Origin of the sequence: Streptomyces sp. NPDC058812, assembly GCF_042744565.1 — a bacterium.
GTDB classification, from domain to species: Bacteria; Actinomycetota; Actinomycetes; order Streptomycetales; family Streptomycetaceae; genus Streptomyces; species Streptomyces thinghirensis.
Map to the genome: position 1 here is coordinate 292,223 of NZ_JBHYOB010000005.1, position 15,064 is coordinate 307,286.

Below are 15,064 nucleotides of genomic sequence, written 5' to 3' on the forward strand. Positions count from 1 at the left end.
CGTCCCGACCGCGGTTTCCTGGCCGAGACCGCCGGTCGGCTCGTCGGCGAAGAGGATGTCGGCCTCGCAGGCGAGTGCTCGGACTCGGACTCGCGCTCGGGCTCGCGACCGTCCGCTCAGTCGTCCGGGCGCACCCCGGAGCCGTCACGGCAGAGGCGAACCCCTCCGGGGTCTGCTCGTCCGCGTGACAGTGCCGTCCGCGCGCCCCGTGGGGGCCGCCGCCGGCGCACCGCTTTCAGGAACTACCTGCCGCTGAATGCCTCCGCCGCACCACCTTGACCTCCGCCGCCGGTGGGGGGCGCCGTGGGCGGCAGGTCCGTGCTGGTGGTGGAGATCGACCGGTACAGCCGGTCCAGGTAGGCGCGCAGTCGTTGCGCCATGTCCGTGGACTCCGGGCTGAGGGCCCACTGGAGCTGGATCCCGTCCATGACGGCCATGACTTCCCGGGTCACCTCGTCGCAGTCGGTGCGGGGGAGGAGCTCGCCCGTGTCGACAGCGGCCCGGAGGGTCCCGGAGAGGTGCGTGACGACTTTGCCGTAGCGGCGGGTGAAGAAGGCGTGCGCGGGGTGGCCGGGTTCGCAGGACTCGCCGACCAGGGCGTTGAACATGCGAGTGCGGCCGGGGCGGCGGCTGTTGTGGTCGACGAGCTCGATCAGACGCAGGAAGCAGTCCGCGGCGGAGTCGAACTCCGAGGAGAAGAACTGCTCGACGTCGTTCTCCTCGCTCCGCTCCAGGACGGAGACGAGCAGGTCCTCCTTGCTGCGGAAATGGTGCAGCAGGCCGCCTTGCGTGACACCGACGTCCTTCGCGATCCGGGCGAGCGAGGAGGCATGGAAGCCCCACTGTGCGAAGTGCTCCACGGCTGCGTCCAGGATGCGCCGTCGGCGCTCGTCACCGACGGCGTAGGAGCCGCGCGCCATGGCGCCGCTTCCGCGCCGACGGCTGTTCGTCCGATCCATGCTGATCACCGTAGTCGAGCGCCGGGGCAACCCATAGCAGTGTGATTCAAGCCACTTTTTGAAAACCTACTACCCAATCGGATTTCGTGATTGCCTGTGCTCGCCCACACGGCGTGGGAGCCGCCCCGACGCCGCGTCAGCGACACATTCCGGTGTTCGGCAGCACGAGCCGCCTGCGCCGCCCACGTCCCGCGCTACCGCCGGCGGCGACACCCTCTCTGAATCTCCGCCCGTGAGAGCCGCCACCCAGGAGGCCGGATATGAGCAGTTCCAGACCCGAGGCGCACGACGCACCTGTGGGAGAGGTCGCGGAGAAGTCCGACGAGGCGTCGGTGCCGCCGCGCACCTCCACGGCGCTGGGCGGTCTCCTGTCTCTGCTGGCCATCGGTCACACGGCGATGTTCATGGTCTACATGGGCGTCGGCCAGGTGCTGCTGCCCGTCCAGATCGAGGCGCTGGATCCGGCGGACAAGGTCGCCAACCTGGGACTGGTGTCCGGCGTCGCCGCCGTGTTCGCGACCCTCTTCAATCCGCTGGCCGGACTGCTGTCCGACCGCTCCCGACGGCGCAACCCGTGGATCCTCGGCGGCGGACTCGCAGCACTGGGTGCCCTCGCACTGCTCGGTGCGGTGCGCAGCATCCTGCTGGTCACCATCGGCTGGTGCCTGGTCCAGGCGATGATGAACGTCTACCAGGCCGCCATCACCGCCGTGGTCCCCGACCGGGTGCCCATGGAGCGGCGCGGCCTCGCCTCCGCCATGGTCGGCATCGGCATGCCGATCGGCTCGATCATCGGCGTCACGGTCGCGACGGTCTTCGTCCCCCACGACGTGCGGACCGGTTACCTCGTCCTCGGCGCGGTCATCGCCGTGACGGCGGCGCTGTTCACGGCCATGGTCCGGGAAGAGAAGCTGCCCGTGATCGAGACGGTGCCCCTGGGCCGCCAACTCTCCGCTTTCGGCTCCGCCATGAAGGCGGACGACTTCCGGTGGGCCTTCATCGGCCGGTTCCTGATGATGCTCGGCTACTTCGCCGTCATCCTCTACCAGCTGTACATCCTCCAGGACCACATCGATCTGCCCGAGGGGCTGTCCCCGGCCGGCGCCGTCGCGATCATCTCCCCGCTCGGCTCCGTCTGCATGCTGCTGTCCACCGTGGTCGGCGGTGTGCTCTCCGATCGCATCGGCCGCCGTAAGCCGTTCATCGCGATCTCCTGTGTCTTCACCGCGATCGGCATGGTGATCCCGGTCGTCACCCCGACCTGGGCCGGCATGCTCGCCTTCTGCGTCCTGACCGGCCTGTCCTTCGGCTGCTTCATGGCGGTGGACACCGCGCTGGTCACCTTGGTCCTGCCCAGCGCGGACGACGCCGCCCGCGACATGGGCGTCCTGAACGTGGCCAATGCCGGCCCCCAGATCATCGCCCCGTTCATGGCCTCGCTGGTCGTCGCCTCGCTCGGCGGCTACACCGCGCTGTTCGTCACCGGAGCCGTGATCACGGTCCTGGGCGCCCTCGCCGTCGTCCCGATCCGCGGCGTCCGCTGACAGCGCCGGCGCCCCCGGCTCACCCGCCCGCCGCTACCAGGAGAAACCCATGCCCCCCGCCCGACGCAACGACGGCCACCCGTACCAGGACCCATCCCGCACGGTGGACGAACGAGTCGCCGACCTCCTCGTCCGGATGACCCTGGAGGAGAAGGCCGGCCTGCTCTTCCACACCATGCTGCCGCTGCACCCCGACGGCCGGCCCGTCGAGGCCGGTGACGAGGGCCCCGTCCCCGCGGACACCAGCGGTGCGATCCGCACCAAGCTCATGAGCCACTTCAACCTCTTCGGCACGGCCGGGCCCCGGCAGATGGCGGAATGGCACAACACCGTCCAGGAACTCGCCGCCGGCACCCGCCTCGGCATTCCGGTCACCGTCTCCACCGACCCCCGCCACTCCTTCACGGCCAACATCGGTGCCTCCATGAACGCCGGGGCGTTCTCCGCATGGCCCGAGCCGACCGGCCTGGCCGCCGTCCGCGACCCCGAACTCGTCCACCGCTTCGCCGACATCGCCCGCCGCGAGTACCTGGCGGTCGGCCTGCGTGTCGCCCTGCACCCGCAGATCGACCTCGCCACCGAACCCCGGTGGTCGCGCCAGGCGGGCACCTTCGGCGCCGACGCCACCCTGACGAGCGAGCTGGTCCAGGCGTACATCCGCGGCTTCCAGGGCCAGGGGGACACGCTTGGTCCGCACAGCGTGGCCACCATGGTCAAGCACTTTCCCGGCGGCGGCCCCCAGAAGGACGGCGAGGACCCCCACTTCGCGCACGGCAAGGAGCAGATCTACCCCGGCGGCATGCGCGAGCACCACCTCCAGCCGTTCGAGGCCGCCATCGCCGCCGGCGCCTCGCAGATCATGCCGTACTACGGGCAGCCCATCGGCACCGACTGGGAAGAGGTCGGCTTCGGCTTCAACCACGGCGTCGTCACCGGCCTGCTGCGCGAGCGGCTGGGATTCGAGGGCATCGTCTGCACCGACTGGGGCCTGCTCACCGACCAGGAGATCTTCGGTGAGCTGCACCAGGCCCGCGCCTGGGGCATCGAGCACCTCACGGTCGCCGCACGCGCGGCGAAGGCCATCGAGGCGGGCGCCGACCAGTTCGGCGGCGAGGCATGCCCCGAGGTCGTGGTCGAGCTCGTGCGTTCCGGCCGGATCAGCGAGGAGCGCCTCGACGTCTCCGTACGCCGCCTGCTGCGCGAGAAGTTCCTGCTCGGCCTCTTCGACAACCCGTACGTGGACCCGGACCTGGCCGAGGAGATCGTCGGCGACAGCGAGTTCCGCGCCGCCGGAGACGCCGCCCAGCGCCGCTCGCTGACCGTCCTGGTCAACCGCGACCGGACCCTCCCGGTCACCCCGGAACGCCCGAAGCTGTACGCCGAGGGCGTCGACGCCACCGTCGCGGCACGCTACGGCGACGTGGTCGGCGATCCGGCCGACGCGGACCTCGCCGTACTGCGGCTGCACACCCCGTACGAGCAGCGGGACAACCGCTTCGAGTCACTGTTCCACTCCGGACGGCTGGACTTCGACGAGGACGAGCTGGGGCCGGTCCTGCGGCTGCTGGACACCGTGCCGACCGTCGTGTTCCTCAACCTCGAACGGCCCGCCGTCGTCCCCGAGATCGCCGAACGGGCCGCCGCGCTCATCGCCGACTACGGCGCGGGCGACGCGGCGCTGCTGGACGTGGCCTTCGGCCGCGCCCGCGCCGAGGGACGGCTGCCGTTCGAGATGCCCCGCTCGATGGCCGCGGTCGAAAGCTCCCGTCCGGACGTGCCGCACGACACCGACGACCCGCTCTTCCCCTACGGAGCCGGCCTGGACCTCTGAACCATCGGTCCGCTCAGTCCACCGGGGGCGGCGCCGCCTGACCCGGCGCCGCCCCCGGTCCCCGTCCCACCCATGGTCCCCGTCCCACCCATGAAGGAATCCGCTCATGGTCTTCACCCCGCGCAAACTCCTCGTCGCCGCCGTGACCGGTGCCGTCCTGTCGACCCTCGGCGTGGCCGCCGCCGACACCTCGTCACCCTCCGCGTCGAAGGACCACGCCCGCTCCTCCCCGCCGCTGGCCGGCCTGCGCGTGCTGCTGTCCAACGACGACTCCATGCGGGCCGCCGAGGCATCGCACTCCGACGGCCTCGGCCTGTACGAGATCCGCAAGGCACTGTGCGACGCCGGAGCCGACGTCGTCGTCATGGCGCCCTGGCAGGTCCAGTCCGGCAAGGGCACCGCCGTCACCAACGGCGGCACCCTCACCCTCACCGAGCGCACCCACCTGCCCGCGGACTACGAGAACGACTGCTCCGGCACCCCGTCCGGGTCCCCCGTCTACGGGATCTGTCTCTCCGACGCCCCCTGCGCCGCCGACACCCCGAGCGCCACCCCCGCCGACACCGTCAAGTTCGCCCTGCGCACCGGCCTCGCCGCGAAGGCCGGCTGGACGGACGGCCCCGACCTGGTGGTGACCGGCATCAATTCCGGCCCCAACGTCAGCGCCCAGGTCAACGACTCGGGCACGGTGGGCGCCGCCGTCGCCGCGGTCGACCAGGGCGTGCCCGCGGTCGCCTTCTCCTCCTCGGGCGACGCCTCCCAGACGTATTTCCCCGTCGCCAACTACCGAGCGCACGCCCGTTTCGCCGCCGCCTTCCTCGCCGGGATGCGCAGCCGCGACCTGTTCACCGACCGCTTCGCGGTAAAGGTCGACTACCCGGACGTCAGCACCGGCCGGCAGGCCAAGCGCCCGAAGTGGACGGACATCGGACACGGCCAGGTCGTCTGGCACGCCTACCAGCTCCAGCCGCACACCGGCAACGACAGCTACGACATCACCTTCGGCGTGTGCGAGAACCGCCCTGGCGACCGGTGCACCGAGACCGTCGGGAACGCCGACTCCACCGCCCTGCTGAAGAAGGGCCACATCACCGTCGCCCCGGTCACCGCCGACCGCACCTACGGCGTCCGGACCGAGAGCAGGAGAGAGCTCAACAGGCTGCGGCACTACGTCACGCACAACGCCCCCCGCTCCTGATCCGCCTTTCATGGAGTCTTTCGTGAGCCACGACACCACCGCCACGACGTCCGTCGTTCTCCGGACGCCGCACGGCCCGGTACGCGGTGAGCGCCACGCCACCGGAGTACGGTTCCTCGGCATCCCCTACGCCCGACCGCCCGTCGGGAAACTCCGGTTCGCCGCACCCGTGCCGCCCGACCCGTGGACGGACGTCCTCGACGCCACCTCCTACGGACCGACCGCACAGCGCAGGCCGTTCGCCGAGGTCACCACCATCCCCGAGCCGACCATCCCCGGCCCGGCCACGCTCAACCTCAACGTCTTCACCCCCGACCCCTCATCCGCCGCCGGCCTGCCGGTCCTCGTGTGGATCCACGGCGGAGGCTTCGTCGCCGGCTCGGCCGCGAGCCCGTGGTACGACGGCGGGTCCTTCAACCGGGACGGCGTCGTCCTCGTCTCCCTCGGCTACCGACTCGGCATCGAGGGCTTCCTCCACCTGCCCGACGCGCCCGACAACCGGGGCGTACGCGACTGGATCGCGGCCCTGGAGTGGGTCCGCGACACCATCGGCTGCTTCGGCGGCGACCCCGCCAAGGTCACCATCGCCGGCCAGTCGGCGGGCGGCGGCGCCGTCCAGACCCTGCTCGCCACGCCCACCGCCCGGGGCCTGTTCCGGGCGGCGATCTCCGCGTCCGGCGCCGTGATGGAGCCGCAGGACCGGTACACGGCCGAGGCCGTCACCGCACGGTTCACCCAGCGCACCGGCGTCCCCGCCACCGCTGCCGCGCTCCAGCGCATGACCGACGCCGACCTCCTCGCCCACCAGGACGCGCTCACCGCTCCCGCACCCGGCCGGCGGCGGCTGCCCACGCTCACCCTCGCCCCCTTCGCCGACGGCGAGCTGATCCCCCAGGCGGTGCCCGACGCCCTCACCATCGGCGACGCGGGCGCAGACGTACCGCTGATGGCCGGTTTCACCGCGCACGAGTTCAACGGCATGCCGCAACCCGGCCTCACCGACGCCGACCTGCACGGCATGCTCGCCGCCCTCGGCCTCGACGAGCAGCGCACCCGGCTCTTCCTCGACACGTACGCCGACTGCGCGAGTGAGCCGGGCGCCCTGTGTGGCCATGCCCTCACCGACAGGTTGTTCCGCGCACCGGCGCTGGCCATCGCTGAAGCCCGGGCGCGGCGCCAACGCCCCACGTGGCTCTACCAGTTCCTCTGGTCAGCCACCGCCCAAGGCCCGGCGTACCACTGCGCGGACCTGCCGTACGCCTTCGACCTCCTCGAAGCCGAGGGTGTCACCGCCGCACTCGGCGAGAGCCCGCCGCAACACCTGGCCGACGCCATGCACGCGGCCTGGGTCGCGTTCGTCCGAGACCTGGACCCGGGACCGTCATGGCCGCGCTACAGCTGTGAGGACCGCGCGACCATGCTCTGGAACGACCCACCGCGCGTCCGGCACGATCCGCTGCGCGCCATAAGGAAGATCTGGGCGCGGCCCCAGCCGTCGCGGTGATCCGAGGCGGACCACGCCGCACGTGGGTTTCTCTCCTTCGCACCTACCTGGAGTTGACGCATGACGACTGATTCCGCGCGCCTCGACATCCCGGCACTGCTCGCCGAACTCACCCCCAAGGAGAAGGCCGCGCTGCTCGACGGCTCGGACTTCTGGCGCACCCAGCCCCTGGAGCGACTCGGCATCCCGTCCGTGATGCTCGCCGACGGACCGCACGGCCTGCGCAAGCAGCCCGAGGCCGGCGACCACCTGGGCCTCCTCGACAGCGTCCGGGCCACCTGTTTCCCGCCCGCGGCCGCGAATGCCGCGCCGAGCACGTCTCCGTCCTTCTCGGCCCCGGCATCAACATGAAGCGCTCGCCGCTGTGCGGCCGTAACTTCGAGTACTTCTCCGGAAGACCCCCTCCTGGCCGGCGAACTCGGCGCCGCCATCGTCAACGGCCTGCAGAGTCAGGGCGTCGGCGCCTCGCTGAAGCACTTCGCCGCGAACAACGGCGGTCTGAGCTCGTCATTCGGTCCTGACCGTGACTTTCTGGGTGGCGCCCGCCTCGCCGGTGAGATCGCCGAAGGTGAGGGTCAGGTTACGGCCGGGTACGGCCCGCTCGACCGTGCCGGGTCGCGAGAGGACCGCGGTGACCCGGTGCCGCCACGTCACGGTGAGCGTCGTCAGGGTACGGGTCGGGTCGGAGACGCAGACGGCCGCGGTCCCGTCGCGCCGGCGCCGGATCAGTACCGAGCAGGGGGCGCTGGCGGTGAGGTCGCCGACCGTCCCGGCGGTCCAGAAGTTGACGGCGGTGACCCCGAGGGAGGGTACGTGGACGCCCTGGGCCTGTGCCGTGTTGGCGAGCGTTCTGAGCAGGCCCTGTGCGCTCACGGCACTGGCGGCAGTGCGGGCGGCGCCGGCGCCGGGCAACACGACGTAGGCGTAGGTGCCGTCGACCGGATCGGTGCCGTGGTCGACGTACAGGGTGAGATAGCGGTCGGTGAAGGCGGTCGTGGAGGAGCCGGTCTTGATGTCGCTCCATCGGCCGCTGCGCTCCTCGCGCAGTGCCGTGACGCGGCCGCCTGCCGGGAAGACGTAGCCGCCGTGGCCGGCGATGTGCGCCCAGCTCGGATCGGTCAGTGTCTCCGTCCAGCCCGGCGAGGCGGGCTTGCGGCGGCCGTCCACGGTGAGGGCGTTGGTGCCGGTGGGGCCGAGGCGGCGGTTGTCGACCACGGTGTCGACTGCCTCGCCGTCCGAAGCGGTGATGCCGGCGCCGAGACAGACGATCCCCTCGTCCAGGAAGAACCAGGACTTGCGTGCTTCCAGTGTCGAGGCCAGGCCCTTCAGGTGCTGGCCCACCGCGGCGTACGTGCCGTCGGTCGTGCCGCCGACCCATTTCACCGCGGGGCGTTCAGCGCCCCACTGGCCGCCCTGACCGTCGGCGAGCCTCTTCCGGGAGGCGGTGATGCCGGGCAGTCGGTTGGGGTCCACGGTGGCCCAGAACGTCTGTGAGTACTGCTCGTTGGCGTAGTCGTCCCCCCACCAGGAGAGCCAGCCGGCGCCGGTGTGGTAGCCGCGCAGATTCTCTCCGTTGCCCCACTCGTAGTGCGCGATGCGATCGGACGCCATGGACAGACAGGCCGCCCATCCGCGGCGCCGGTGCACCGCTCGGTCCTGGGAGGGGAAGAGGCGGTGTGCGACCGGCTCAGGCAGGGGCTTGACCGCGGTGTCGGCCACGACGCTCTGGAGCTGGGCGAGTTTGTAGACACCGAGCATCGGGTTGGTGTGCGGAGGGCTGAAGTAGGCCCGCTGGATCCATCCCTTCGCCAGGGCACGCCAGCGCGCGTTCTGCTCGGTGCTCGCGGCCGCGCCCAGGGCCACGATCGAGGCGATGATCGAATGGCCGCGCAGGTGGTCGTCGTTGGCGCCCCTCGGATCACCTGGCGGCAGTCCCCGCGCGATGGCGCGACCGGAGACGGCGTCCATGCACAGACCGTTGTAGAGGAAGGGCGCCCAGGCCTGTTCGACGGCGTGGAAGTAGTTCTGCCGGGCGGGGTCGGTGACCTCCCAGGGGGAGCCGGCGAGCAGCGCGAGCAGCAGGCTGAGGCCGGTGAACAGGTCCGCGCCGTACGATCCGGCGTAGGGCACCCAGGTGTGCTGGACGAAAGAGCCGTCACGGTAGAGGCCGTCCCCGGAGGTCACGTAGGGGAAGACGGGAGAGAGCGCCCCGGCCGCGACGGTGAGCCGGTCGGCGTCCTCACCGACCAGGCCGCTGAGCGCGATCGTCCGGCACAGGTCGACGCGGTTGGCACCGGTGGAGGTGCCCGTGTAGGACGCCACCGCGCTGTCCGGCACGAAGCTGCGGACGGCTTCCGTGATCGTGGCGATCAGCTCGGCGTCCAGGTGGTCGTAGAGGATGACCGCCGCGTCCAGCAGCGCCTGGGGGCCGCCGATCTGCCAGTTGTACCAGTTGCCGTAGCGGGCCTGGCCCGCGTGGTAGACGTCGCTGACCGCGTGCCGGATGCCGGTCACGACGTCCTGAGCGAAGGCGTCGTCGCCGGTCAGGCCGGTGCCGGGCTGGGCGTAGGCCTCGGCCATGGAACGCAGCCGCTGGAAGGTGAGCTGGATCTGTGCGGAGTAGCTGTACGACTCGGTGTCCGTGTCGGGCTCCGGGTCCAGCCACACCATGCCCGGCCACAGGGAGCCCGGCGCGGGCCGCATCGTGCTCCTCCAGTCGGCGGCGCTCGTGCCCAACTGCGCGAGTTTGGAGGCGAAGGGCTCCGCGGTGGGGCTGAAACCGGAGCCGAGCACCAGCCCGCGCCAGGTGGTTCTGAGGTTCTCGAACTCGGCGGGCGCGGCGTGGGCGGAGCTGGCCGGGATCGTCGCCGAGGCGGTTCCGGCAAGACTCAGCGCGGCGGCAGCACCGCCCGTCGCCTTGACGAATCCGCGGCGGGACCAGGGTGTCGGCATGATGTCTCCAAGGCTGGAGGGAGGGGAGGGGAGAGGAGGGGCCCTCGCCCCGACGAGGGAGAGCTGACTGGCGGCAGGCCGGAGCGGGGGAAGCGGGAAGCACGGTGAAGGAGTGCGGGTGGGTGGTTTCTAGCACGATGTGTGCAAGATGCTCAATACGTAAGGCACGTAAGATTCGATCAGTAGAGTACGGTAGAACGCGCAGCAATCGGGGGTTCACCGGGAGGACGACGGATGCGGTCTCATGTCAATCAGCGCCATGAACGGGTGCTGGAGATCGTGCGCAGACGGGGCAGTCTCCGGGTCACGGAACTGGCGGGGGAACTGGGGGTTTCCGCCGTCACCGTGCGGCGCGATGTCGAGACGTTGGCCGAGCAGGGGCGGCTGACCAGACTGCATGGCTCGGTCTCGTGGCCCGAGCCGCCGCGGCCGGTCGGGCACGCCCCCGAACTGACGGCCTCCGGCGCGGAAGCGTCCGTACCACCGGCGTCCGCCGCAGTCGTCCTGGGCATGGTCGTGCCCAGCATGGAGCACTACTTCGCGGAGTTGGTCAGGGGCGCCCAGGACGCCGTCGCCGCGCGCGGCGGCCGACTGGTGCTCGGGATCGCGCACTGGCGATCCGAGGAGGACACCGCACAGATCGGGCGGATGCTCGACGGTGGCGTCGACGGCCTGTTGCTCCAGCCCAGTTGGGAACGCGGGGTGCCCAGCTCCGCGCAGGAGGAACAGCTGCTGGCGCTGGGGGTTCCGGCCGTCCTGGTGGACCGGCGCGTCCCTCTCGGGGGCCGGCTGGCCGGTTTGGACAGCGTGCGTTCCGACCACGTGCTCGGTGGTGCCGCCGCCGTCCACCATCTCGCCGGGCTGGGGCACGACAGGATCGCCCTGCTCGCCCAGGACAACCCGACGTCACCGCAGGTCCGGGAGGGGTACGAGGCCGCCGTCGCGGCCCGTGGCCTGTCAGTGCCGCCGATCGTGACGGTCGATCCGGAGGACCCGGCCGGCCTGGAGGCCGCGGCTCGGCTGCTGCACCGGTCGGTGGCGGACGACGGGGTCACCGCAGCGATCGTCCACAACGACCAGACCGCGATCGGCGTCGTGCAACGGCTGCGCGAATGGGGTCTCTCCCTCCCGGGCGACGTATCGCTTGTGGCGTACGAGGACGAGATGGCGGCGCTGGCCGATGTGCCGCTGACCGCCGTGGCCCCGCCGCGGTCGGCCGTGGGGGAGGCGGCCGTCGAGATGATGTTCGCCCGGCTCGGCGCCGGCCCGGGTGCCTCGGCGCCGAGCCGGCACGTCTCGCTGGTACCCCGTCTCACGGTGCGGGCGTCCTCAGCCCCGCGGGGCTGAGCCCTCCGTCTGGCAGCGCGGAGCGGAGCAGGCATTCGCTGACTTCCTTACTGATTGTTTTGATCGAATTGGTTGTTTGCTCTTGACGGGCGATCGTTCTGCGCAAATGATGACCGCAATCGCCTCCGGTCGCTGAGGCGCCTTGCTCATCGAGGAGCCAGTGCTCATGAAGCCCGCCCATCGCATACCCCGCCTCGCCCTCACGGCCTCCCTGGGCTGTCTGGCCCTCCTCGCCACCGCCTGCGGCGGCGAGGGCGGCGGCACGTCCGGGGCGTCGGACGGTGAACCGGTCACCCTCACCATGTGGTCCTGGATGGTCGGCACCGAGGAGGTCGTCGACGAGTTCAACGCCACGCACAAGGACATCAAGGTCGAGTACACCGAGATCACCGCCGGGACCGACGGCTACTCCAAGATCGACAGCGCGATCAAGGCCGGCAGCGCACCCGACGTAGTGGGTATGGAGTACGCGATGCTCCCCGAGTTCGCCAGCCAGGGAAACCTCGAGGACCTGACCGAACACTCCGGCAAGCTGGTCAAGTCGTTCCCCGAGAGCCTGCAGTCGCTGGTCACTCCGGGCGGCCGTACTTGGGGCGTCCCGTTCGACGTCACCCCGCAGCTCCTCTACTACCGGACCGACCTGTTCGAGCAGGCCGGCGTGGAGGTTCCGGCCACCTGGGCCGAGTTCGAGAAGGCGGCGGAGAAGATCAAGGCCGCCGACAAGGGGACCCGCATCCTCAACGTCCCCAAGGGCGGCGACATCCCCTTCATCAACGGACTGGCCTGGCAGGCGGGTTCCCAGGGCTTCGGCGTCGAGGGCGACGCCTGGACGGTGAACATCGACGACAAGCCCGCCCAGAAGGTCGCCGGGTTCTGGGACGGCCTGGTGAGAGACGGCCTGGTGCTCAACCACCCCGCATGGAGTGAGGAGGAGAGCACCGCCAAGAAGAAGAACCAGGTTGCCGCCTTCATCGGCGCCCCCTGGAGCGGAGCCGGTCTGATATCCCAGACACCGGAACAGAAGGGCAAGTGGGCCGTGGCGCCGCTGCCCACGTGGGACGGCACGCCGGCGACCGGAACCTGGGGCGGCACCTCCTTCGCCGTACCCAAGGGCAGCGAACACACGGAAGCCGCGACGGAGTTCATCAAGTGGCTCACCACCGACCCGGCAGCCATGAAGGCCCGACTCGCCGATGCCGAGGCACCGAGTAGTGTCCTGCCCGCCGACCCCGGCCTGCAGAAGGTGGCGGCGACCGAGTTCGCCCGAGCCGCCGACGGCTACTTCGCCAACGACCTCTACCAGGTCGCCGCCGAACAGGTGGACACCGTCGTCACCGGTTGGACCTGGGGCCCGGTGCAGGGCTCGGTGAACGAGGCGTTCGAGAGCGCCGTGGCCAAGGGCGGCTGGTCGGCCGGCTTCGAGGCTGCCCAGCGGGCCGCGCTGAAGGCGCTCGACGACCGCGGACTGAAGACCGCCGGCTGAGCCGCGCCCGGCGGCCGCCGAGTACCGCCTGCCGCCGAATACCGGCGACCGGCGAAAACCGCCGACCGCGATCCGGGCCCGGCCCGGCGCGGGTGGCTGCCGCGGAGATGCCATGCCGACTCCGCGGCGAGTCACGTGAGCGCCGCCGACGACCGGATCGCATCTCCGCGCAGCGCGCCACGCAAGTCCGGTAGCGAGCCGGCCACACCACGACAGGTATGTGCACCTCCGCGGCAGACCACCCCCGGTCCCGACCCGTCCGGCCGCCTCCCCCCCGATCCGACACTGTTCCGGTCCCGCCGTGCCCGGCGCCCCGGTCAGGAGAATCCATGACAGTTCCGGCTCCATCCCCTGCCCGCCCCCCGGCCGGGCGCGCCCAACGGCGTGCCGCCGCGGCCTACCTCGTGCCCTTCTTCGTCCTCTTCACGCTCGTCATGGTTGCCCCGATCGGCTACGCCATCTGGACGAGCCTCTTCGCGGAGCGGTCCTCCGGCCTCGGCTTCGGAGGTACCGAGAGTGTCTTCGTCGGCCTCGGCAACTACGCCGACGCACTGGGCGACACGGCCCTGCGCGCCTCCTTCGTCCACGTCATCGGCTACGTGGCGGTCTACATCCCGCTGATGACGTGCGCGGCGCTGCTGCTTGCCCTGCTGCTGGACTCGACCGTCGCACGGGCCAGGCGGCTGTTCCAGCTCGCCCTCTTCCTGCCCTACACGGTGCCCACCGTGATCGCCGCCATCATCTGGGTCTACCTGTACTCCCCGAGTCTCAGCCCGGTGATGGACTGGTTCGGCTCCGTGGGCCTCAGCGTCGACTTCTTCTCCGCGCCCCTGGCCATCCCCTCGGTCGTCAACATCGTGACCTGGCACTACGTCGGATACAACATGGTGATCCTCTACGCCGCGCTCCAGGCGATCCCCCGGGAGACGCTCGAAGCGGCCACGATGGACGGCGCCGGAGCCATCCGCACAGCGCTCCAGATCAAGGTTCCCCACATCCGTTCCGCCCTGGTCCTCAGCCTCCTGTTCACCTGCGTCGGCGCCATCCAGCTCTTCAACGAGCCCTACATGCTCACCACACAGTCGGAGGCCATCAACCGAGACTGGTCACCGGTGATGTTCGTCCACAAGGCGGCCTTCGTCGACCACCAGCCCGGCCTCGCCTCCGCGGCGGCGATCCTGATCGCGTTGACGGCCGGCGCCCTCTCCTACGCAGTCACCAAGCTCGGCAACCGCTGGAAGGCAGCATGACCACCCACACCGTCACCGGGCGTCCCGCCCCCCGCACCGGAGGAATGGGAGGCGGCCCGAAGGCGCGGAGGCGTCCACCCGGCCCTCGCCCAGGAGCCCGGAAGCGCGTCCGTCCGAGTGGCTCATGGACCTCGAAAACCGTCGTCAACGGCCTCCTCATCCTCTTCGCCTGCTACACCCTGATGCCCCTGACCTGGCTCTTCGTCGCCAGCACGAAGTCCCACGGCGATCTCGTCGGCACCGGCGGTTTCACCTTCGCCGACTTCAACCTCTTCACCAACCTCGGTGATCTGTTCTCCTACGGTGACGGTATCTACGGACGTTGGCTGCTCAACAGCGTCCTGTATTTCGGCTTGGGCTGCCTGGCCTCCACCTTCGTCAGCACAGCCGTCGGTTACGCCTTCGACAAATACGACTTCCGGCACAAGGAGAAGCTGTTCGGCCTGGTGCTGCTGGGCGTCCTCGTCCCGAGTGCCGTCCTCGTGCTGCCGCAGTACCTGCTGGCCGGCAAGGCGGGCCTCGACAACACCTACTGGGCCGTCCTGGTTCCCCTGCTGGTCAACCCCTTCGGCGTCTACCTCGCCCGAGTGTTCTCCGAGGGGTACATCCCCGACGAGGTGATCGAGGCCGCCCGCATGGACGGCGCGGGGGAGTGGCGCGTATTCCGCTCGGTCGGCCTGCCGATGGTCGCCCCGGGCTTCGTCACCCTGTTCCTCTTCACCTTCACATCGAGCTGGAACAACTTCGTCCTGCCGCTTTACATGCTGAGCGACGACAAGCTCTACCCGGTCACCCTCGGCCTGGCGATCTGGAGCAAGTCCTCCCAGCAGAACCCGGAGTTCTACATGCTGACGATCGTGGGGGCCCTGATCTCGGTCCTTCCCCTGATCATCGCCTTCGTCTGCCTCCAGCGTTTCTGGCGCTCCGGACTGACCGCGGGCGCGGTGAAGTGACGATGACCGACAGGCACACCGCGGCGCCGGCCGCGTCCGAACT

10 protein-coding genes and 1 pseudogene are annotated in these 15,064 nt (G+C 70.5%); 9 read left to right on the forward strand and 2 right to left on the reverse strand.

Annotated features, from left to right (window positions below; genetic code table 11):
* Positions 1-242: 242 nt before the first annotated feature.
* Positions 243-959, reverse strand: a complete 717-nt coding sequence (locus ACFW48_RS13205; protein WP_386313683.1) for a TetR family transcriptional regulator — start codon at positions 957-959, stop codon at positions 243-245.
* A gap of 260 nt (positions 960-1,219) precedes the next feature.
* Here ACFW48_RS13205 and ACFW48_RS13210 point away from each other — a divergent pair, with 260 nt between their 5' ends.
* The 5 genes and pseudogenes from ACFW48_RS13210 to ACFW48_RS13230 form a co-directional block, all read left to right on the forward strand.
* The gene (locus ACFW48_RS13210) at positions 1,220-2,503 is read left to right on the forward strand and encodes an MFS transporter (RefSeq protein ID WP_386313686.1); all 1,284 of its coding nucleotides are present in this window, start codon (positions 1,220-1,222) and stop codon (positions 2,501-2,503) included.
* Between the two features lie 49 nt (positions 2,504-2,552).
* The gene (locus ACFW48_RS13215; protein ID WP_386313689.1) at positions 2,553-4,334 is read left to right on the forward strand and encodes a glycoside hydrolase family 3 protein; all 1,782 of its coding nucleotides are present in this window, start codon (positions 2,553-2,555) and stop codon (positions 4,332-4,334) included.
* A 106-nt stretch (positions 4,335-4,440) separates the two neighbouring features.
* The gene (locus tag ACFW48_RS13220; RefSeq protein ID WP_386313691.1) at positions 4,441-5,532 is read left to right on the forward strand and encodes a 5'/3'-nucleotidase SurE; all 1,092 of its coding nucleotides are present in this window, start codon (positions 4,441-4,443) and stop codon (positions 5,530-5,532) included.
* 22 nt (positions 5,533-5,554) lie between these two features.
* Positions 5,555-7,036, forward strand: a complete 1,482-nt coding sequence (locus ACFW48_RS13225) for a carboxylesterase/lipase family protein (RefSeq protein ID WP_386313694.1) — start codon at positions 5,555-5,557, stop codon at positions 7,034-7,036.
* A gap of 60 nt (positions 7,037-7,096) precedes the next feature.
* A pseudogene (locus tag ACFW48_RS13230) lies at positions 7,097-7,528 on the forward strand (glycoside hydrolase family 3 N-terminal domain-containing protein); the annotation flags it as partial.
* A 15-nt stretch (positions 7,529-7,543) separates the two neighbouring features.
* Here ACFW48_RS13230 and ACFW48_RS13235 read toward each other — a convergent pair.
* Positions 7,544-9,988 carry a polysaccharide lyase 8 family protein gene (locus ACFW48_RS13235; protein WP_386313696.1) on the reverse strand — a complete coding sequence of 815 codons (2,445 nt, stop codon included), beginning with the start codon at positions 9,986-9,988 and terminating at the stop codon, positions 7,544-7,546.
* A gap of 234 nt (positions 9,989-10,222) precedes the next feature.
* Here ACFW48_RS13235 and ACFW48_RS13240 point away from each other — a divergent pair, with 234 nt between their 5' ends.
* The 4 genes from ACFW48_RS13240 to ACFW48_RS13255 all read left to right on the forward strand — a co-directional run bounded on the left by ACFW48_RS13240 (position 10,223) and on the right by ACFW48_RS13255 (position 15,021).
* On the forward strand, positions 10,223-11,335 hold the full coding sequence (locus tag ACFW48_RS13240) for a substrate-binding domain-containing protein (protein ID WP_386313698.1): 1,113 nt from the start codon (positions 10,223-10,225) through the stop codon (positions 11,333-11,335).
* 166 nt (positions 11,336-11,501) lie between these two features.
* Positions 11,502-12,818 (forward strand): ABC transporter substrate-binding protein, encoded by a 1,317-nt coding sequence (locus ACFW48_RS13245; protein WP_386313701.1) that lies wholly within the window; start codon positions 11,502-11,504, stop codon positions 12,816-12,818.
* A gap of 329 nt (positions 12,819-13,147) precedes the next feature.
* Positions 13,148-14,068 (forward strand): carbohydrate ABC transporter permease, encoded by a 921-nt coding sequence (locus tag ACFW48_RS13250; protein ID WP_386313703.1) that lies wholly within the window; start codon positions 13,148-13,150, stop codon positions 14,066-14,068.
* 44 nt (positions 14,069-14,112) lie between these two features.
* The gene (locus ACFW48_RS13255; protein WP_386313994.1) at positions 14,113-15,021 is read left to right on the forward strand and encodes a carbohydrate ABC transporter permease; all 909 of its coding nucleotides are present in this window, start codon (positions 14,113-14,115) and stop codon (positions 15,019-15,021) included.
* Positions 15,022-15,064: the final 43 nt, after the last annotated feature.